Genomic DNA, 3,552 nt, shown 5'->3' on the forward strand with positions numbered 1-3,552 from the left:
CGGAAGACCATGCGGATGGGCGTCTTGTCCAAACGAAAGACCTTGCGCAGCTGGTTCTCCAGATAGCGGACATAGCTGCCGTGGAAAAGCTTGTCGCCATTGACAAAGAACACAAAGGTTGGCGGCTTGGAGGCGGCCTGGGTCATGTAATAGATCTTGCCACGACGGCCACCCATGACCGGGGGCTGATGCCGTTCCATGACCAACTTGACCAGCCGGTTCAGTTCGCCGGTGGTCACGCGCTGCCCGCACTGCGCCCACAGCTTCTCGATCAGGGGCAAAAGCCCGCCCAGCCCGGCCATGGAGACGGCCGAAGTGTAGAGCACCGGCACATGGGCGCAAAATCCGAACTCGTCGGCCATGGACTTCTTGGCCTGCGCGAGCTGGTCCTTGGTCAGCAGATCGATTTTGTTGAACACGATGACAAAGGGGATTTTTTCCTCGTCCAGAAACGAAACCAGGCGCTTGTCCTGGCCGACCACGCCCGTGGCCACGTCCAGGACCAGCACGACCACATCGGCCCGCTTGGCGGCCTGGAAAGACCGGACCACGCTGAAATATTCCAGGGAATCAATCACCCTGGATTTACGGCGTACTCCGGCCGTATCGACAAAGGTATAGGTCTTGCCGCCGCGCTCCACGACCACGTCCACGCAATCCCGCGTGGTGCCGGCCTCGTCGCTGACGATAAGACGCTTCTTGCCCAACAGGGCGTTGATCATGGACGATTTGCCGGCATTGGGCCGGCCCAGGAGCGCGATCTTGAGGCCGCCATCCACCGCCCCGAATTCACCCGTGCCCTCCTTGGGCAACGAATCCTCGATGAAATCGCGCAACTCGCCCATGCCAAAGCCGTGGGCCGCGGACACGCAACTCATGGGAAAGGCCAGGGCGAAAAATTCGGCGGACAGCACTTCCTCCTGCTCGGGCCCGTCAACCTTGTTGACCACCACCCGCACCTGACGACCGGACTGGCGCAGATACTGGGCCACCTGCTCGTCCTGGGGATGCAGACCGTCGCGGCCGTCGACCACGAACAAAATCAAATCCGCGTTGTCCATGGCTTCGCGGGCCTGTTCGTAGATGTCCATTTCCATGGCGTCACTGGAATTCGGGATGATGCCGCCCGTATCAACCAGGGTATAGGGACGTTCCTCGCCACGCACTTCGGCCACGATGCTGTCGCGGGTCACGCCGGGCATGTCATGGGTGATGGAAACCCGTTTCTTGATCAGTCGGTTGAACAGGGTGGATTTTCCGACATTGGGGCGGCCGATGAGGGCCACCAGGGGAAGCAGTTCATTCATGGTCATTCCTGGGAGCGTGTCCCGATGATGCGCGCGATGTTGTCCGTATACGGAGGGTAGATGACGCCCCGCTCGGTGACGATGCCGGTGATGAGCGCATTGTCCGTCACGTCGAAGGCATAGTTGAAAACCGGCACGTTGTCCGGGGTAATTTGGGTTGGGCCGACATGGGTCACTTCCAAGGGCGTGCGATCCTCGATGGGAATGAGGCTGCCGTCGGGCGTGGCCAGATCAAAGGTGGAGCTGGGCGCGGCCACGTAGAACGGGATGCCATAATGCCTGGCCAGGATGGCCACGCCGGAGGTGCCGATCTTGTTGGCCACGTCGCCGTTGGCCACGATGCGGTCCGCGCCGACCACGACCTTGCCGACCATGCCCCGCTTCATGAGCAGCGAACAGGCGTTGTCACAGGCCACTGTGACCGGAATCCCATCCTTGTGCAGCTCGTAGGCGGTCAGGCGCGCGCCCTGCAGAAAGGGCCGGGTCTCGTTGGCGATGACCGAAATTTTCTTGCCCGCGTCCACCGCTCCCCGGATCACGCCAAGGGCAGTGCCGTAGCCGGCCGTGGCCAGGGCGCCCGCGTTGCAGTGGGTCATGACCGTGTCGCCATCGGCCAGCAGTTCCCCGCCGAAGCGGCCCATGGCCTTGTTCATGGCAATGTCGTCGGCATGGATCTTTCGGGCCAGTGCCAGCCACGCCTCGGCCAATTCCCTGGGGCCGTCGTTCGCGCCCCAGACCTCGTTCATGACGCCAACGGCCCAGGCCAGGTTGACGGCCGTAGGACGGGCCTGGGCCAGCAGGCCCAGCAAACGCTCCAGCTCGTTCATCCAATATGGGCCGGCGGCCAGGGCCTGCTTGAGGGCGATGCAGCAACCATAGGCCGCGGTCACGCCGATGGCCGGCGCTCCGCGCACGACCATGGTCTGCAGGGCGAAGATGACATCCTCCACGGTGCGGCAGGCAAAGGTTTCCTCGACCAGAGGCAGCTTGCGCTGGTCCAAGAGAAGCAGCGCGTAATTTTCGGCATCGAAACGAATATGGTCTTCCATGAATAGCCTCGAAAGTTGACGGACGCGGCGGATACCGTGGCCAATTTCATCCCCGGCAATAAAAAACCGGACCACGTCGCGGCCCGGTTTTCCCACACTGACGTGACAGCGAGCCGGATCAGGAACGCTCGGTCACTTCCACCAGATGATAGCCGAACTGGGTCTTGACCGGGCCGTGGACAACGCCGACGGCTTCATTGAAACAGACATGGTCGAACTCCGGCACCATCTGGCCGGGGCCGAAAGTGCCCAGATCGCCGCCACGCTTGCCGGACGGACACTGGGAATAATTGCGGGCGAGATCGGCGAAGTCGCCGCCTTCCTCGATGATTTTCTTTTTCAGAGCCTGGCAGACCTCTTCGGTGGCCACCAGGATATGACGGGCGCGTGCTTTGGCCATGGTGCTCTCCTTCATGTTTTTTGCTGGCCCTACCCGGATGCCCGGAAATTGGCAAGCCGGATGCAAGCCCGCCCAAGGACCGTGCGCCCGAAGCGGGGTTTACGGACCACCGGGAAATCCTTATGGGACAGGCCAATTCAGGCACCATTTCACGGACATCGCTCATGACGGCATCATCCTTTGTCATCGGCATCGACACCGGCGGCACCTATACAGACACGGTCATCGTCGATCCACGCGCCGGCGCGGTCCTGGCCTCGGCCAAAACCCCGACCACGGCCCACGATCCGGCCCTGGCCATTGGCCACGGTCTGGAAGCCGTGCTGGAGGCGTCGACCATCGGCCCGGACCAAATCGCCCTGGTCACCGTGTCCACCACCCTGGCCACCAACGCCCTGGTCGAGGACAAGGGCGCCGAAGTGGGTCTGTTCATCATCGGCTTCGACAAACGCATGCACATTCCGGCCGCGGACCTGCGCTACGTGCCCGGCGGTCATAAGGCCAAGGGCGTGGAGTCCGAACCCCTGGGCATGGATTTTCTGCTCCAGGGCATCGCGGACATGCGCCACGGCGTGGATGCCTACGCGGTCTGCTCCATGCTGGCCGTTGACGATCCCACCCACGAACTGGTCGCGGCCAAGGCCATCGAACTCATGGACCCCAAGCCCGTGTTCTGCTCCCATCAGGCCAGCACCCGGCCCGGCATGGAGGAAAGGGCCACCACGGCCGTCCTGAACGCCCGCCTTTTGCCCGTGATGCGCGATTTTTTGCAGAGCATCGCCGCGTCCATGCAGCG

The 3,552-nt window shown here is 62.6% G+C and carries 4 protein-coding genes; 1 reads left to right on the plus strand and 3 read right to left on the minus strand.

Annotation, left to right across the window (positions count from 1 at the left end; genetic code table 11):
- The 3 genes from EOL86_12875 to EOL86_12885 form a co-directional block, all read right to left on the minus strand.
- A partial coding sequence (locus tag EOL86_12875) for a ribosome biogenesis GTPase Der (GenBank protein ID NCD26468.1) occupies positions 1-1,307 on the minus strand: 1,307 nt, incomplete at its 3' end.
- A 2-nt stretch (positions 1,308-1,309) separates the two neighbouring features.
- Positions 1,310-2,356 (minus strand): S-methyl-5-thioribose-1-phosphate isomerase, encoded by a 1,047-nt coding sequence (gene mtnA / locus EOL86_12880; GenBank protein NCD26469.1) that lies wholly within the window; start codon positions 2,354-2,356, stop codon positions 1,310-1,312.
- Positions 2,357-2,474: 118 nt separating this feature from the next.
- Entirely contained in the window at positions 2,475-2,756 is a 282-nt protein-coding gene (locus EOL86_12885) for a peptidylprolyl isomerase (GenBank protein ID NCD26470.1), read from the minus strand.
- A 122-nt stretch (positions 2,757-2,878) separates the two neighbouring features.
- Between EOL86_12885 and EOL86_12890 the strand changes: the two genes are divergently transcribed.
- On the plus strand, positions 2,879-3,552 hold a 674-nt coding region (locus EOL86_12890), incomplete at its 3' end, for a hydantoinase/oxoprolinase family protein (GenBank protein ID NCD26471.1).

This window comes from Deltaproteobacteria bacterium (assembly GCA_009930495.1).
Lineage (GTDB): Bacteria > Desulfobacterota > Desulfovibrionia > Desulfovibrionales > Desulfomicrobiaceae > Desulfomicrobium.